A 15,564-nucleotide genomic window follows, 5' to 3' on the forward strand; every position below is an offset into this window, starting at 1 on the left:
CGGATTGGTTCCCGGACGGGTCTCCGGATGGGTTTCCGGATGTTCCGAAATGCCTGCTCGGACGGGCTTCAGGCTAGCCCGTCCCTATGTGATCCGCGCTGGTGGGCGGTCCGGACGGACTGGCTCCGCCGACGCCTCGCGGCCCCGGTACGCTGCCGTACGCCATCGCCCCCCGCACGGAAGGCAACCCACCTGTGACTCCGCTCCCCCAGGTCCGAAACCGTCGTGCGGCGCTGCTCGGCGCGGTCTGTGTCCTGACCCTCACGGGGTGCGGCGGCGGGGACCCGGACGCGGGGACCAACGGGGTCGGCAAGCTCGCCGCCGACAAGATCCAGTCGACGTCGGTGACGGCCGCCGGGGCCGCCGACGCGGTACGGCTGTCGGGGACCGTTCTCACCAGCGGGAAGGCGTACACGCTCGACATGCGGTTGAAGTCCGACGGCGGCAGCGGGTCGGTCACCTCGAAGGGGTCGACCTTCGGGCTGCTGCGGATCGGTGAGCAGCTGTACCTGAAGGCAGACGCGGACTTCTGGAACGACAACGGGGACTCGGGCACCGGCGACAAGCTCCACGGCAAGTACGTGAAGGTGCCGCAGGGCGACCCCTCGTACAAGAAGTTCAGTGGTTTCACGGACAAGGACGTCCTCCTCTCCAGTCTGCTGACCCTGCACGGCTCACTCGCGACGGACGGACACCACGACCAGAACGGCGTCCGGACGATCCGCATCACCGGCGACAAGGGCTCCGGCGGCACCCTCGACGTGTCCCTGGAGGGCAAGCCGTATCCGCTCCGGCTGGTCCGCGCGGGCGGCGCGGGCACGCTGACCTTCTCGGACTGGGGCAAGAGCTTCACGGTGAAGGAGCCGGCGGACGACGACACTGTCGACTACGGGAAGCAACTGCCGTCTTCCTGAAGGTACTTACCGGCGTTTGCGTTTCTTCAGGAGTAGGCGCGGCAGGCTCGCCGGGATCGGCTGACGGGTCGTCGCCGGGGTCGGCAGCGGAGGCTCCGCCAGCGAACCCGCCGGCAGGTCGGCCGTCGCTCCCGTCGGTTCCAGGCGCAGCACCCGGCACTCGCGGGCCCAGCGGGCCGTCATCGCCTCGCCGTCGGGGGCGTTGAGGCGCTTGCCCTTCAGCTCGGCGACGGTCGCCGTCCAGGCCTCGGAGTCCGGGGCCAGTTCGACGACCTTCGCGGTCCAGGTGACCAGCCGGCCGCCCTTGTCCTTGCTGCGGACCGTGACCTCGGCGGGGCCGCCGTCGACCAGCCCCGGCAACGGCTGCTCGCCCGGTCCGTCGCCGATGAGGCAGGCCGCGCCCTCGTGCCAGACGTGCCACAGGGCACGTGCCGGGACGCCGGGACCGCCCACCCAGACGAGGCCGGACTTCTTCGTGGCCTCCTCGACGAGGGCCTGGTCGAGCAGCTCGCTGCTAGTCATGGCGCTCAGCCTATCCAGGCCGCTCACAGCCAGCCGTTGCGCTTCAGCGTGCGGTGGATCGCCAGACAGACCGTCACGGTGAAGGCGAGCACCGCCGGATACCCGTACTTCGCGTGCAGTTCGGGCATGTGCTCGAAGTTCATGCCGTAGACGCCCGTCACCATCGTCGGTACGGCGATGATCGCGGCCCACGCGGTGATCTTCCGCATGTCCTCGTTCTGGGCGACGGACGCCTGCGCGAGGTTGGCCTGGAGGATCGAGTTCAGCAGCTCGTCGAAGCCGATGACCTGCTCGTGGACCCGGGCGAGGTGGTCGGCGACATCGCGGAAGTACTTCTGGATGTCCGGGTCGATCAGCCGCATCGGCCGCTCGCTCAGCAGCTGCATGGGACGCAGCAGCGGCGACACCGCGCGCTTGAACTCCAGTACCTCGCGCTTGAGTTGGTAGATCCGCGCCGAGTCGACACCGCGGGAGACCCCGCCCTTGCGGCCCGGGGTGAACACCTCGGTCTCGACCTCGTCGATGTCGTCCTGCACCGCGTCCGCGACCGCGACATAGCCGTCGACGACGTGGTCGGCGATCGAGTGCAGCACCGCCGAGGGACCGCGCGCGAGCAGCTCGGGGTCGTCCTGAAGCCGGTGCCGCAGCGCCCGCAGGGAACCCTGGCCGCCGTGCCGGACGGTGATGAAGAAGTCCCGTCCGGTGAAGCACATGACCTCGCCGGTCTCGACCACCTCGCTGTTGGCGGTGAGTTGGTCGTGCTCGACGTAGTGGATGGTCTTGAAGACGGTGAAGAGGGAGTCGTCGTAGCGCTCCAGCTTGGGTCGCTGGTGGGCCTGTACGGCGTCCTCGACGGCGAGCGGGTGGAGTCCGAACTCCCGGGCGATGACGGCGAATTCGGCCTCGGTCGGCTCGTGCAGGCCGATCCACACGAAGCCGCCGTCACGGCGCACCAGACGCATCGCCTCGTGCGGGGTGAGCGGCTTGCCGATGTCGACGCGGGCACCGTCGCGGTACACGGCGCAGTCGACGACGGCCGAGGGGGTGCCGGGGTCGCGGGTCGTGTCGTACGCGCCGCCGTCCTTGCGCAGGGAGGGACGGGACGGGCGGACCACGGCACGCAGGTCGCGGATCATCGACATGGCGGGCTCCTTCGCGACGAGCAACGAAAGGCGCCAACGACGGTTGGAACTGCCCGGAATGGGGACGTCCTGAGTGCGGATGTTTGGCACGTCCACAAAGCGGGGAGCACCGCACCGTCGCGGTGGCGAACTTCGCTACTGATACAGGCACTTGATACAAGCACTGACTTCGGAACAGACAGACAGATCGGTCCGATCGAACACACCGGACGGATCAGGCAGATCAGGCAGATCAGGAAAAAGAAACGAAGTGCTCTTCCGCGACAGTGAAGAAGTGCGAGAGGCGGCGACAGCCGGCTGGAGGCTAGAAGCAGAGCCAGAGCGACGACATCAGCGGCCGGAAGAGCGGGTGGTACTGCCAGGCCGACTTCGGTCCATTGCAGCCCCACCTCCTCCGGCCGGTCCCCCGTGGGGGAGTGTCGACGGCGTCGGGACGTGATCGCGACGCTTCTGCGTGCTGCCCGAACGACCGGCCAAGACTATCAGCCGACTGAACTGTCAAGGCGCTGCTTTGCCCGGTACTGACGAGTTCTATGCTCGCCGCATGGTTGATGTTCTTGCTCTGGTCGAGGCACGGTTGCGTACCGCGCTGGGCGATCCGGACGCCCGCGCCGCGGTCACCTTCCTCGGCACGGACCGCGTCGAGGTCCTGCGTTTCCCGGGCGACAACCAGGACGGGACCGTCGTCCGCTACGCCACCCTCGGCATGTCCGCGCAGCCCATGAGCGACCCCACCGCGATGCTCGCCGACCCGGTCGCGGGCCCGCGCGCCGAGCTGGTCCTCTCCGTCCGCGGCGGCCTCGCCGACACCGACAAGGTGCTACGGCCCCTCGCCGTGCTCGCCGCGTCCCCGCAGGTCGAGGGCGTGGTCGTGGCCCCCGGCGCCTCCCTCGACGTGGGCGAACCGCTGTGGCCCGGCGCCCCGTTCACCTCGGTACTGGTCGCCGAGCCGGGCGGCCTGATCGAGGACCTGGACCTGGACGAGCCCCTCGACCCGGTGCGCTTCCTGCCGCTGCTCCCCATGACCCCGAACGAGGCCGCCTGGAAACGCGTCCACGGAGCCCAGGCCCTCCAGGAGCGCTGGCTGACGAACGGGACGGACCTACGGGATCCGTCCCGTAAATCCGTCCCGCTCGACTGACCAGCCGGAGTGAGCAAGCTCACCCACGAGCTCACCAACGTCGGCCGGTGATCGGCTAGTTGGCGAACACCGCGACACTGTCCTCCACCGCGTGCTTCGGCTCCAGCTCCTCGGCCTCGTGCGTGAGCGCGTTCCGTCGTACGAGGACCACCAGCGCGCCCAGCGCCGCGGTGATCGCCGCGACAACGAACGGGATGTGGATGTTGCTCCACCCCTCGATCTTCGGCGCGAAGAACGGCGCGGCAGCGGCGGCGAACCAGCGGACGAAGTTGTAGCCCGCGCTCGCCACCGGGCGCGGCGCGTCCGACACACCCAGGGCCAGCTCGGTGTAGACGGTGTTGTTCACGCCGATGAAGGCGCCGGACAGGATCGTGCAGACGACGGCGGTGGTGTGGCTGCCGTAGCCGAGGACCAGGACATCGACGGCGAGCAGCACCAGTGAACCGCCGAGCACCTTCAGGGAGCCGAACCGGGCCTGGAGGCGCGGGGCGACGAAGACCGAGAAGACGGCGAGCAGGACGCCCCAGGCGAAGAACACGGCACCGGACTTGTACGGGGTCATGTTCAGCACGAACGGGGTGAAGGCCAGCACGGTGAAGAACGTGTAGTTGTAGAAGAAGGAGGAGACGGCTGCGGAGGCCAGACCGCTGTGGCCGAGGGCCTTCAGCGGGTCGAGCAGTGAGGTCTTCTGGGCGGGTTTCGGCTGTTCCTTCAGGAACACCGTGATGCACAGGAAGCCGATCGCCATCAGGAACGCGGTGCCGAAGAACGGGTAGCGCCAGCTCTGGTTGCCCAGCAGGGCGCCGAGCAGCGGGCCGCAGGCCATGCCCAGGCCCAGGGCGGACTCGTAGAGCAGGATCGCCGCGGCGCTGCCGCCGGCCGCCGCGCCGACGATGACGGCGAGGGCGGTCGAGACGAAGAGCGCGTTGCCGAGACCCCAGCCCGCCCGGAAGCCGACGAGTTCGCCGACCGAGCCCGAGGTGCCGGCGAGACCCGCGAAGACCACGACGAGGGCGAGGCCGAGCAGCAGGGTCTTCTTGCCGCCGATGCGGCTGGAGACGAAGCCGGTCACCAGCATCGCGATGGCGGTGATCAGGAAGTACGAGGTGAAGAGCAGGGAGACCTGGCTCGCCGTGGCGTCGAGGCCCTTGGCGATCGACGGCAGGATCGGGTCGACGAGTCCGATGCCCATGAAGGCGACGACCGAGGCGCCGGCGGTGGCCCAGACCGCCTTGGGCTGCCGCAGGATGCTGCCCGTGCCGGTGTCGGCTCCCTTGTCGAAGGGGTCGTCCATGCTTCCTCCCAAGTGGTTGGTATATGCACATAGTAAGTTAGGCAAGGTAATGAATGCAAGTTACATCTAGTTTCGCTCGGTGAGTGGTCCCGGTTTCGCTCCGTGAGTGGTCCCGACCGGACGGGTGATCGTCCTTGACGTGGGGGAGTGAGGGTAGGACCGTGGGGCCCTATGAGGGGCGAACCCAGTTGCCCGAAGTGTGGTGGCCGGGTCAGGGCTCCCGGACTCTTCGCCGATTCCTGGCAGTGCGATGTCCACGGGACGGTGCATCCGCTGCAGCCCGTGATCCCGCCCAGCGTCGAGGCGCTCAGCGTTGTCGTGCATCGCACGCAGGTGCCCGTGTGGATGCCGTGGCCGTTGCCGGTCGGGTGGCTGTTCACCGGGGTGGCCTGTGCGGGGGACGACCGTAGTGGGGGGCGGGCTACGGCGGTCGCGTGCACCGGGCCCGGGCCGCTCGGTGGGATCGGGGAGTTGATCCTTGTCGCCGAGGAGCTGGGGGTCGGTCTTGGCGCGCGGTATGCGGGGATCGACGGGCCGGATCCTGGGCCTTACATGAACGTCGAGAAGCCTGCGCAGGCGAAGTTGTTGGCTGCGGGGCGGCCTACTCCGTTGTGGCATGTCGCTACGGCGCCGGATGATCGGGCGGTGTTCGCGGGGGAGGCGTTGGGGTTGTGGCTGTGGGCTGTGGTGTGGCCTGAGCAGTCGGGGTTGTTGATGTATGACGAGCTTGTGCTGACCGATTTGCGGGATGCGGGGGCTGAGGTTGATCTGGTGCCGTGTGGGGCGTTGTCGCCGCGCTTGCTGAAGCCGTAGCGCCTAAGGGGAATGCGGGTTCTGTTGTGGGGCGGGTGCGGGCCTGTTGTGGCTGGTCGCGCCCGCGCGGCGGAGCCGCAAATTGACACAGCCCCGCGCCCCTTGGTCGGCTGCCCTACGCGGTGTTCATGAGGCCCCCGGGGTTGCCGTTACCCTTGAGTGGTCCCTTTTCGTATTGTCACCGTCTGGAGTCTGTGTCGTGCGTATCGATCTGCACTGTCACTCCACGGCCTCCGACGGTACGGACACGCCCGCTGAGCTGGTACGGAACGCTGCCGCCGCTGGGCTGGACGTTGTCGCGCTGACCGATCACGACACCAGTCGTGGGTATGCGGAGGCGATCGACGCGTTGCCCTCGGGGCTCACTCTTGTCACCGGGGCCGAGATGTCCTGTCGGATCGACGGGGTGTCCATGCACATGCTGGCCTACCTCTTCGATCCGGAGGAGCCGGCGCTGCTCGCCGAGCGGGAGTTGGTTCGGGACGATCGGGTGCCTCGGGCTCGGGCCATGGTCGGGCGGCTTCAGGAGTTGGGTGTGCCGGTGACCTGGGAGCAGGTTGCGCGGATCGCCGGGGAAGGGTCCGTCGGGCGGCCTCATGTGGCCACCGCGCTGGTCGAGTCGGGTGTTGTGCCCACGGTGAATGACGCGTTCACCGGGGAGTGGCTCGCCGACGGTGGGCGCGCTCATGTGGCCAAGCACGAGACCGATCCGTTCGAAGCGATTCGGCTGGTGAAGGCCGCCGGGGGTGTCACCGTGTTCGCGCACCCTGGCGCCAGTAAGCGGGGGCACACCGTGCCCGAGGCCGCGATCGCCGAGATGGCTGCCGCCGGGCTCGACGGTATCGAGGTCGAGCACATGGATCACGATGCCGAGACTCGGGTGCGGTTGCGGGGGCTCGCCAAGGAGCTCGGGCTGCTGGTGACCGGGTCCAGTGACTACCACGGGAGCCGCAAGAGCGTGCAGCTCGGGGAGTACACGACCGATCCCGAGGTGTACGGCGAGATCACGCGGCGTGCTACCGGGGCTTTCCCGGTGCCGGGGGCCGGCGGAGTCTGACCCCGCCTCCGTCCGTTCGGCTCCGCTCACTCTCACCTGCAAGGCTTGTGGCTCACCCATGTTCGACGTCGCCGTCTTCGGCTCTCTCTTCCTGACCCTTTTTGTCATCATGGATCCCCCTGGGATCACCCCGATCTTTCTCGCGCTGACCTCCGGACGACCGTCCAAGGTGCAGAAGCGGATGGCCTTCCAGGCTGTGTGTGTCGCCGGTGGTGTCATCACCGTCTTCGGGCTGCTCGGGCATCAGATCCTCGACTACCTGCATGTCTCCGTGCCCGCGCTGATGATCGCCGGCGGACTGCTGCTCCTGCTGATCGCGCTCGACCTGCTCACCGGCAAGACCGACGAGCCCAAGCAGACCAAGGACGTCAACGTCGCCCTCGTACCGCTGGGCATGCCGCTGCTCGCCGGGCCCGGTGCGATCGTGTCCGTCATCCTCGCCGTGCAGAAGGCCGACAGCGTGGCCACGCAGGTGTCGGTGTGGACGGCGATCCTCGCCATCCATGTCGTGCTGTGGGTGGTGATGCGGTACTCGCTGCTGATCATCCGGGTCATCAAGGACGGCGGGGTCGTGCTCGTCACGCGGCTCGCGGGGATGATGCTGTCCGCCATCGCCGTGCAGCAGATCATCAACGGGATCACCCAGGTCGTTCGCGCGAGCTGAGCTCCCGGCGCCCGGCGCAACGCAGAACCCCCGCACGGCGTCGGTGCCGTACGGGGGCTCTGAAGTGTGGTCGCGATCCGCATGAGGGTCGCGGGCTCTGTCGTAGGTATTACGTCGTCAGTGTTACGTCGTAGGTCTTACGTCGTGGGTGTTACGCGGCCTTGAGTGTTACGAGGCCTTGGTCTCGGCGGGGCGGATCCACAGGCGCTGTCCAATGGCGGCGGCCTGTTGCACGATCCGATTGACGGAGGCGGCGTCCACGACGGTGCTGTCCACGGTGGTGCCGTCGACCTCGTCGAGACGCATGATTTCGAAGCGCATGGGCTTCTCCCTTCGTCTGGTCATCCTCCTGAGGAGAACTACTTGGTTACGTATGTAGTCAACGGGATGCGTGTTACAAACATTCCCTACGCTAAGGAAATTTTTCGCACGCCTAATTACTGACCGGTAAGAGATCGGCGTGGGACCGACCGGGACCGGTTGTGTTCGCAGCGTGACCGCCGGGACAATGGAGGCAATGAACGACGACCTCGCGGCCCTCAGCGCCCGCATCGACCGCACGAACGAGCTGCTGCAGCGCATGCTCGCCGAAGTGGCGAAGACGCCCTCGACGCATGCGATCTTCGTCGACGCCGGGTATTTGTATGCAGCCGCGGGCCGGCTCGTCTCCGGGACCGAGGACCGACGCACCTTCGACCTCGACACCGAGGGCCTCATCGAGGCGCTCATCGACAAGGCCCGCACGATCTTCGCGGACAGCCGGCTGCTGCGGGTCTACTGGTACGACGGCGCCCGGCGCCGCATCCACACCTCCGAGCAGCAGTCGATCGCCGAACTCCCGGACGTGAAGGTGCGGTTGGGCAACCTCAACGCCAACAACCAGCAGAAGGGCGTCGATTCACTCATCCGCTCCGACCTGGAGTCCCTCGCCCGGCACCGCGCCATCAGCGACGCGGCCCTCATCGGCGGCGACGAGGACCTGGTCTCGGCGGTCGAGGCGGCCCAAGGGTACGGCGCCCGCGTCCACTTGTGGGGCATCGAGGCCCCGGAGGGCCGTAACCAGGCGGAGCCGCTCCTCTGGGAGGTCGACAGCCAGCGCACCTTCGACCTCGACTTCTTCAAGCCGTACGTCTCCCGGCGCGCGTCCGCCGTCTACGAAGCCACCGCCACCCGGCCCACCCGCGACGACGTCCGCTTCGTGGGCGCGCAGATCGCGGCGAAGTGGCTCTCGGCGCGGGGGCGGGAAGCGCTGGTCGAGCTGCTGCCCGGGCATCCGTATCTGCCGGGGTCCGTCGACCAGGATCTGCTGGTCGAGGCGGAGGGGCTGCTGCAGTACTCGCTGCGCGGGCAGGCCGATCTGCGGCGGGCGCTGCGGGACGGGTTCTGGGAGCACCTGCAGACGCAGTACTGAACTGACCTCTGTCTAGCGGGAGTTGTCGTCCCAGAAGTCGGCGATCGCCTTGGCCGTCACGGCCGGCTGGTCCGTGTTCGGTGAGTGCTCGGCCCGCGCGATGACCGTCCGCCGCGCCTTCAGCCGTACGGCCATGTCGTCCAGGAGCGGCACCGGCCAGGTGTCGTCGCGCGAGCCCGACAGGACGTGGAAGGGGAGGGCAGCGGCGGCCAGTTCGGCGACCCGGTCCGGCTCTCCGCACAACTGGCGCCCCGCGGCCAGGAGTTGAGCCGGCTTCGTGCCCAGCCAGCGGCGGCGCAGGTCCGCCCGGTCGTCGAGCCCCTCGTCCAGCGCACCGCCGGTCTCGGTCTCCTCCGGCGTCTCCATCGCCTGGATCGCGTCCCACACCTCGGCCATCGACATCACGGCGAGCGCGTCCCGCAACAGCTTCACGCGCTGCTGCTGGGAGGCGGAGATCTCCGCCGGCCCCGACGACATCAACGTCAGCGACACGAACGGCGTGGGGTCCAGGAGTACGGCAGCCCGTGCGACATGCCCGCCGAAGGAGTGCCCGAGCAGGTGCACCGGCGCGCCCACGGTCTCGGCCAGCGCGAGCACGTCCCGCGCCAACTCGTCCTGGGCGTAAGGGGATTCGTCCTCAGCGGGCCCGTCCGTCTCGTACTGGCCCCGCCCGTCCACGGCCACGGTCCGGTATCCGCGCGCCCCGAACGCCTCGTGCAAGGGGTTGAAGTCCTCCTTGCTCCCGGTGAACCCCGGCAGCAACAGTGCGACCCCCTTCGGCTCGACACCGTCGCCCACGGGCGAGTCCACGACGGCGAACTCACCGCGAGCGGTCCGCAGGGGGTACGCGCGAGCACCGGGGGGCGGAGTGAAGGAGGGGGGCCTACTCATGGGTAGAGGTTAACCGCCGAGGCTGAGCGGGCTGGGGACGGGAGGGTGTAACCGGGGTTAACGGGCTGGTGGGCGGCACGGGGAACGCCGATGGCCCGGCCCACGTGAAGTGGTCCGGGCCATCGGCGTTACTGAGCTGGTCAGCCCTCGGTGGTCTCCGCCGCCACCGTCGCCGCGGTCTTGCGCGGACGGCGCACCCTCGGCTTGGCCTCCGGTGCCTCCGCCGTCTCCGCCACGACCGGGGCCTCGGCGGCCTTGCGGGTCGTACGACGACGCGGCTTGACCTCCGCCTCCTCGGCCACCTGCGCCGGGATCTCGGCGGTGGCGGCGGCCTTACGGGTGCGGCGGGGCTTGGCCTCGACGGCCTCGGCCGTGTCGACAGCGGCAACCGCTGCCTTACGGGTCCGACGCGGCTTGGCTTCGACCTCCGGTGCCTCTACGGCAACGGCAGCGGCCGTCTTACGGGCCCGGCGCGGCTTGCTCTCGACAGCCTCGACCGTGTCCACAGCAGCCTCGGCGGCAACCGCGGCCTTGCGCGTGCGACGCGGCTTGGCCTCGGCGACGACCTCCGCCGGTGCCTCCGCGACTACGACGGCAGCGGCCGTCTTGCGCGTACGGCGCGGCTTCGTCTCGACAGCCTCGGCGGTGTCCACGGCGACGACCTCGGCCGGAGCCGCGGTCTTCCGGGTCCGCCGCGGCTTGGCCTCCGCCACGACCGGCGTCTCCGCGATCTCCACCACCGGCTCCGCGACCTTGCGGGTACGGCGCCGGGGCGCGGCCGCTACGGCGCTGCCCTGCTCCTCGACCACCTGCGCGGGGATCTCGGCGACGGCCTTGCGGGTCGCGGTACGGCGACGCGGCTTGGTCTCCTCGACGGCCTCGACGGTGTCCACGGCGACGACCTCGACCGGAGCCGCGGTCTTCCGCGCCCGGGTCCGACGCGGCTTGGCCTCGACGGCCTCGGCCGTGTCGACCGCGGCCACGGCGGCGGGTTCGGTCGTAGCGGTGCTTACGGCCTCGACCGGCTCCGCGACCTGTACGGCCTGCGCGGCCTTACGGGTCCGGCGGCGCGGCTTGGTCTCCTCGACCGGAGCCTCGACCACGGGGGCCTCGACCACCGGGGTCACTGCCTCGGCCTCGACCACAGCGACCGTCGGCTCCGCCGACTTCCGCGTACGCCGACGGCGCGACGTCGGGGCGTCCGGGGTCGAACCCTCAGCCGTGGCTACGGCGCTCTCCGCGACCTCGGCCACGGGCGTGACGGGCGTGGAGGTGACTGTCGTGGCCGGCAGCTGCTCTCCCGTCGCTCCGTTGCGGTTGCGGCGACGACGGCGCGGGGTGCGGGTCGCGGTGTCCTCGGACGCGGCCACCGCGGTCTCCTCCGGAGAGGACGACGTCACGGCCGTAGCCGCCGAAGTCCCTTCCATCGGGGCGCCGTTGCGAGTCCGACGGCGGCGGCGCGGGGTGCGTGCCGCACGCTCGGTGTCGGCGGAACGGGACTCGTCCCGAGTGTTGTCACGGCTGGCGTCGCGACCGCCCCTGCCGGCATCACGACCACCGTCTCGGCCACCACGACCGCCGTCGCGACCGCCCCGGCCACGCGGGCCGCCGCGACCGCCGGTCTCGCCGAGGTCCTCGACCTCCTCCGCGGCCAGCCCGGCGCGCGTGCGCTCCGAGCGGGGCAGGACACCCTTGGTGCCCGCGGCGATGTTCATCTCCTCGAAGAAGTGCGGGGAGGTGGAGTACGTCTCCGGCGGGTTCGGGAAACCGAGGTCCAGCGCCTTGTTGATGAGCTGCCAGCGCGGGATGTCGTCCCAGTCGACGAGCGTGACCGCGATGCCCTTGGCGCCCGCGCGACCGGTACGGCCGATGCGGTGCAGGTAGGTCTTCTCGTCCTCGGGGGACTGGTAGTTGATGACGTGCGTGACGCCCTCGACGTCGATACCGCGGGCGGCGACGTCGGTGCAGACGAGCACGTCCACCTTGCCGTTGCGGAACGCGCGCAGCGCCTGCTCGCGGGCGCCCTGGCCGAGGTCGCCGTGGACCGCGCCGGAGGCGAAACCGCGCTGCTGGAGCTGATCGGCGAGGTCGGCCGCCGTGCGCTTCGTACGGCAGAAGACCATGACCGGGCCCCGGCCCTCGGCCTGCAGGATGCGGGCGACGAGCTCGGGCTTGTCCATGTTGTGCGCGCGGTAGATGAACTGCTTGGTGTTCGCGACCGTCGCGCCCTCGTCGTCCGGCGAGGTGGCGCGGATGTGCGTGGGCTGCGTCATGTAGCGGCGCGCGAGACCGATGACCGCGCCCGGCATGGTCGCCGAGAACAGCATCGTCTGACGCTTGGCCGGCAGGAAGTTGATGATCTTCTCGACGTCGGGCAGGAAGCCCAGGTCGAGCATCTCGTCGGCCTCGTCCAGGACGAGCGACCGGATGTGCTTGAGGTCGAGCTTCTTCTGGCCCGCGAGGTCCAGCAGTCGGCCCGGGGTGCCGACGATGACGTCGACGCCCTTGCGGAGCGCCTCGACCTGCGGCTCGTAGGCCCGGCCGCCGTAGATGGCGAGGACGCGCACGTTGCGCACCTTGCCGGCGGTCAGCAGGTCGTTGGTGACCTGGGTGCACAGCTCGCGCGTGGGGACCACGACGAGGGCCTGCGGGGCGTCGGTCAGCTGCTCGGGCTTGGCGCGGCCGGCCTCGACGTCGGCGGGGACGGTGACGCGCTCCAGGAGCGGGAGGCCGAAGCCCAGCGTCTTGCCGGTGCCGGTCTTGGCCTGGCCGATGACGTCCGTGCCGGAAAGGGCTACGGGGAGCGTCATCTCCTGGATCGGGAAGGGGGAGACGATACCGACGGCCTCAAGGGCCTCAGCGGTCTCGGGAAGGATTCCGAGCTCTCGGAAAGTAGTCAGGGTGCTGCCTCTTCTGTGTGCGCGGTGCGAGGCGAGCGCGGGGGTCGTGTCAGGACCGTGCCGGGGACGTCGGCTGCCTTACGGACAACCCGTGAGGGCAAGCCGTACTGCACGGGACCACTGCCGACGCTCTAGCGCTCGAACCGCTGAGGGTCCCCCTCCGAACGACGTACGCAACGTGCCGTACGGGCGAGGAGGGCTGTCGGGTCGGAGCCGATCGGGCCACCGACCGGGCATCCTCATTCGTGCGGCCCGGCGAATACTCGGCGGGCGCATTACCACCATACCTCGGAATCACGCACATGCGTTGGCCGATTTGGTCACGTAGTCGTCGTCACACTGATTGACCAGGGACTTCCGCCGTGCTGTGAGCGGGCTATTGTGCGCTTCATGACGACCGCTGACAACGCCTCCGACGCGCCCGCCGAACCCACTGGAGTCGCCGCCCAGGAGTGGGCCACGGCCTCCGCCGACCCGCAGTACCGCAACGCGGTCGTAGACCTGCTCGGCGCGCTCGCGTACGGCGAGCTGGCGGCGTTCGAACGGCTCGCGGAGGACGCCAAGCTGGCGCCGACGCTCGCGGACAAGGCGGAGCTGGCGAAGATGGCGTCGGCCGAGTTCCACCACTTCGAGCAGCTCAGGGACCGGCTCACGGAGATCGGCGCCGAGCCGACCGAGGCGATGCAGCCGTTCGTCGCCGCGCTCGACGGCTTCCACAAGCAGACCGCGCCCTCGGATTGGCTGGAAGGCCTCGTCAAGGCGTACGTCGGCGACTCGATCGCCAGTGACTTCTACCGCGAGGTTGCCGCCCGCCTCGACAAGGACTCCCGCCTGCTGGTGTTGGGGGTCCTCGACGACACGGGGCACGCGAGCTTCGCCGTGGAAAAGGTACGCGCGGCGATCGACGCGGACCCGCGCGTGGGGGGCCGACTCGCCCTGTGGGCACGGCGGTTGATGGGTGAGGCGCTGTCGCAGTCGCAGCGGGTGGTGGCCGACCGGGACGCGCTGTCGACGATGCTCGTGGGTGGCGTGGCGGACGGCTTCGACCTCGCCGAGGTCGGCCGGATGTTCTCCCGGATCACCGAGGCGCACACCAAGCGGATGGCAGCCCTGGGGCTCGCCGCCTAACCACGGCTATGCGGGGGCGGACCGTCCCCGGAGCCGCCTCGCGGGTCGAAGGAGCAGCGAGAGCGAGGCCGCCGAGACGACCACCGCGCCGAGCAGGCTCGGCAGGCCGCTGCCGGGGCCCAGCGCGCTGTGGGTGACGAAGTCGCCGAAAAGAGCTCCGGCGACACCCGTGGAGAACACCAGGGGGCGGGTCGGCAGACGGTGCGCGAGCCGGTGTGTGGCCGCCCACGCGAGCAGCACACCCAGCACAGCGGAGCCGAGCGCTTCCAGGATCATCACGGGGGGTCCTTCCCACGGCCGACGGCGTTGTGCGGTCGTAGCCGGTCATACCCGTGACCTGCGGAATGCAATCCTCCCCTGTGGGGGACTTGTGCTCCATCTGTGGCGAAAAAAATGATGAAACCAGCGGTGGGAACGCGAGGGGTCCGGCGACCTGCACGGTCGCCGGGCCCCTCGTTCCGTTTGTGACTACAGCGCGCCGAAGCCCACCTTGCGCGGGGCCGCCTCGCCGAGCTCGACATAGGCGAGGCGGTCGGCGGGGACGAGGACCTTGCGGCCGTGCTCGTCCACCAGGCTCAGCAGCGGAGCCTTCCCGGTCAGTGCCTCGGCCACGGCCTGCTCGACCGCCTCGGCGCTCTGACCGGTCTCCAGAACGATCTCGCGAGGCGTGTGCAGCACGCCGATCTTGACCTCCACGCTATGTCCCTCCGACGGTCAGCAAAGTGCGCGATCTTCCGCGCCGTACCCAGCACACATTAGCCCGGTGAGGGGACGTACATGTTCCGCGCCGAGAACGCCACGAGCGAACACCCTTCGGGAACAAACGCCGTTCTACGGCGCTCAGTGGTGCTGTTCGCTGCCGTGCAGCGGGAAACCGGCGATGCCGCGCCATGCCAGCGAGGCCAGCAGCTGGACCGCCTGGTCGCGCGGGACGCTGCGGTCGCTGTGCAGCCAGGAGCGGGCGACGACCTGGGCGAGGCCGCCCAGACCCGAGGCCAGCAGCATCGACTCGGTCCGTGACAGGCCGGTGTCCTCGGCGATGACTTCGCAGATCGCCTCGGCGCACTCGTTCGTGACCTTGTCGACGCGCTCGCGCACGGCGGGCTCGTTCGTCAGGTCCGACTCGAAGACCAGCCGGAAGGCGCCGCCGTCGTCCTCGACGTAGGCGAAATACGCGTCCATGGTCGCTCGGACGCGCTGCTTGTTGTCCGACGTCGACGCGAGCGCGGTCCGCACCGACTGGATCAGCGACTCGCAGTGCTGGTCGAGGAGGGCGAGGTAGAGGTCGAGCTTGCCCGGGAAGTGCTGGTAGAGCACCGGCTTGCTGACGCCGGCACGCTCGGCGATGTCGTCCATCGCGGCCGCGTGGTAACCCTGTGCGACGAAGACCTCCTGGGCAGCGCCCAGCAGCTGGTTCCGTCGGGCACGGCGCGGCAGGCGGGTGCCCCGCGGGCGCGCCGCCTCTGTCTGCTCGATGGCTGTCACGCCGCCTCCCAAATGTCGTCCTCATGCGGTGAGCGCCGCGCCGCCATCGTACTTTTCGGTAACCGTGGTGTGCGCGGTGCGAGCGCAGAATTTCACGGACCGGACGATGGCGAAAGCCGTGCGAATGTGCCGAGAAGGGGATGTAGGGGGCGCGGGTGGTCGGAGGTAAGTGGCTTCTTCTTACTGAAGGGGCCCGGTCCGC

The 15,564-nt window shown here is 69.4% G+C and carries 16 protein-coding genes; 7 read left to right on the plus strand and 9 right to left on the minus strand.

The features are described from left to right. The first annotated feature begins 194 nt into the window (after positions 1 to 194). A complete protein-coding gene (locus OG588_RS32860) occupies positions 195 to 914 on the plus strand; it encodes a hypothetical protein (protein ID WP_405950422.1) in 720 nt (239 codons plus the stop codon). Positions 915 to 920: 6 nt separating this feature from the next. On the opposite strand, the gene OG588_RS32865 is transcribed toward OG588_RS32860, so the two are convergent. After that, on the minus strand, positions 921 to 1,436 hold the full coding sequence (locus OG588_RS32865) for a hypothetical protein (protein ID WP_366095752.1): 516 nt from the start codon (positions 1,434 to 1,436) through the stop codon (positions 921 to 923). 23 nt (positions 1,437 to 1,459) lie between these two features. Continuing rightward, positions 1,460 to 2,578 (minus strand): magnesium and cobalt transport protein CorA, encoded by a 1,119-nt coding sequence (locus OG588_RS32870; protein ID WP_019058379.1) that lies wholly within the window; start codon positions 2,576 to 2,578, stop codon positions 1,460 to 1,462. Between the two features lie 544 nt (positions 2,579 to 3,122). On the opposite strand from OG588_RS32870, the gene OG588_RS32875 reads away from it, so the two are divergent. Beyond that, positions 3,123 to 3,719 (plus strand): suppressor of fused domain protein, encoded by a 597-nt coding sequence (locus tag OG588_RS32875; protein ID WP_266861877.1) that lies wholly within the window; start codon positions 3,123 to 3,125, stop codon positions 3,717 to 3,719. A 55-nt stretch (positions 3,720 to 3,774) separates the two neighbouring features. Here OG588_RS32875 and OG588_RS32880 read toward each other — a convergent pair whose 3' ends face one another. Continuing rightward, complete coding sequence (locus OG588_RS32880; protein ID WP_405950423.1) at positions 3,775 to 5,013, minus strand: MFS transporter; 1,239 nt, start codon at positions 5,011 to 5,013, stop codon at positions 3,775 to 3,777. A gap of 171 nt (positions 5,014 to 5,184) precedes the next feature. Here OG588_RS32880 and OG588_RS32885 point away from each other — a divergent pair, with 171 nt between their 5' ends. The 3 genes from OG588_RS32885 to OG588_RS32895 all read left to right on the plus strand — a co-directional run bounded on the left by OG588_RS32885 (position 5,185) and on the right by OG588_RS32895 (position 7,547). Then, positions 5,185 to 5,826 (plus strand): DUF6758 family protein, encoded by a 642-nt coding sequence (locus OG588_RS32885; RefSeq protein ID WP_393035316.1) that lies wholly within the window; start codon positions 5,185 to 5,187, stop codon positions 5,824 to 5,826. Between the two features lie 199 nt (positions 5,827 to 6,025). Further along, positions 6,026 to 6,883 carry a PHP domain-containing protein gene (locus tag OG588_RS32890; protein WP_405950424.1) on the plus strand — a complete coding sequence of 286 codons (858 nt, stop codon included), beginning with the start codon at positions 6,026 to 6,028 and terminating at the stop codon, positions 6,881 to 6,883. 58 nt (positions 6,884 to 6,941) lie between these two features. Continuing rightward, positions 6,942 to 7,547: a MarC family protein gene (locus OG588_RS32895; protein WP_019058374.1), complete on the plus strand. Its 606-nt coding sequence runs from the start codon at positions 6,942 to 6,944 to the stop codon at positions 7,545 to 7,547. 168 nt (positions 7,548 to 7,715) lie between these two features. Here the strand turns inward: OG588_RS32895 and OG588_RS32900 are convergent, their stop codons facing one another. Next, complete coding sequence (locus OG588_RS32900) at positions 7,716 to 7,868, minus strand: hypothetical protein (RefSeq protein ID WP_019058373.1); 153 nt, start codon at positions 7,866 to 7,868, stop codon at positions 7,716 to 7,718. A gap of 196 nt (positions 7,869 to 8,064) precedes the next feature. Between OG588_RS32900 and OG588_RS32905 the strand changes: the two genes are divergently transcribed. Continuing rightward, positions 8,065 to 8,958, plus strand: a complete 894-nt coding sequence (locus tag OG588_RS32905; protein ID WP_366095749.1) for an NYN domain-containing protein — start codon at positions 8,065 to 8,067, stop codon at positions 8,956 to 8,958. A 12-nt stretch (positions 8,959 to 8,970) separates the two neighbouring features. Here the strand turns inward: OG588_RS32905 and OG588_RS32910 are convergent, their stop codons facing one another. Further along, a complete protein-coding gene (locus tag OG588_RS32910; protein ID WP_405950425.1) occupies positions 8,971 to 9,849 on the minus strand; it encodes an alpha/beta fold hydrolase in 879 nt (292 codons plus the stop codon). Positions 9,850 to 9,989: 140 nt separating this feature from the next. Then, on the minus strand, positions 9,990 to 12,659 hold the full coding sequence (locus tag OG588_RS32915) for a DEAD/DEAH box helicase (protein ID WP_405950426.1): 2,670 nt from the start codon (positions 12,657 to 12,659) through the stop codon (positions 9,990 to 9,992). A gap of 480 nt (positions 12,660 to 13,139) precedes the next feature. On the opposite strand from OG588_RS32915, the gene OG588_RS32920 reads away from it, so the two are divergent. Next, positions 13,140 to 13,877, plus strand: a complete 738-nt coding sequence (locus OG588_RS32920; protein ID WP_393035303.1) for a ferritin-like fold-containing protein — start codon at positions 13,140 to 13,142, stop codon at positions 13,875 to 13,877. A 6-nt stretch (positions 13,878 to 13,883) separates the two neighbouring features. Here OG588_RS32920 and OG588_RS32925 read toward each other — a convergent pair whose 3' ends face one another. From OG588_RS32925 to OG588_RS32935, 3 genes are all read right to left on the minus strand, one after another. Next, entirely contained in the window at positions 13,884 to 14,153 is a 270-nt protein-coding gene (locus tag OG588_RS32925; protein ID WP_405953269.1) for a hypothetical protein, read from the minus strand. Positions 14,154 to 14,345: 192 nt separating this feature from the next. After that, a complete protein-coding gene (locus OG588_RS32930; protein WP_019058367.1) occupies positions 14,346 to 14,573 on the minus strand; it encodes a DUF3107 domain-containing protein in 228 nt (75 codons plus the stop codon). Positions 14,574 to 14,717: 144 nt separating this feature from the next. Beyond that, positions 14,718 to 15,362, minus strand: coding sequence for a TetR/AcrR family transcriptional regulator (locus OG588_RS32935; RefSeq protein ID WP_317773306.1), 645 nt, complete (start codon positions 15,360 to 15,362; stop codon positions 14,718 to 14,720). Positions 15,363 to 15,564 lie beyond the last annotated feature (202 nt).

Source organism: Streptomyces prunicolor (assembly GCF_045162825.1).
Lineage (GTDB): Bacteria > Actinomycetota > Actinomycetes > Streptomycetales > Streptomycetaceae > Streptomyces > Streptomyces prunicolor.